Origin of the sequence: Vibrio sp. 10N.222.49.C9, assembly GCF_041474985.1 — a bacterium.
GTDB lineage: Bacteria > Pseudomonadota > Gammaproteobacteria > Enterobacterales > Vibrionaceae > Vibrio > Vibrio crassostreae_C.
In genome coordinates this window covers 1-350 of the sequence record NZ_JBFRVD010000537.1, presented here as the reverse complement: position 1 = coordinate 350, position 350 = coordinate 1, and the positions used below count along the sequence as shown (strand labels likewise).

Here is a 350-nt window from a genome sequence, read left to right as displayed (position 1 = left end):
GTTCTTCGGAGCCTTTATCCTTACTGTTGTGGTATTGCACATCGTAAACAGCATGGCAATTCCAGTCTCTCCAATGAAGTCATACTCGATGTACTCTGGTGCTGTCGATGCCATGATTCAGTGGTGGTATGGACATAACGCTGTTGGCTTCCTTTTGACTGCTGGTTTCCTTGGTATGATGTACTACTTCGTACCTAAGCAAGCTGAACGACCTGTTTATTCTTACCGTCTTTCTATCGTTCACTTCTGGGCTCTAGTGTCTCTATACATTTGGGCTGGTCCGCACCACCTACACTACACAGCACTGCCAGACTGGACTCAGTCTCTAGGCATGGTGATGTCCCTTGTTC

At 47.1% G+C, this 350-nt stretch carries 1 protein-coding gene; it reads left to right on the top strand.

Annotated elements, in window-relative coordinates:
• A partial coding sequence (locus AB4585_RS24355; protein ID WP_372171324.1) for a cbb3-type cytochrome c oxidase subunit I occupies positions 1-350 on the top strand: 350 nt, incomplete at both ends.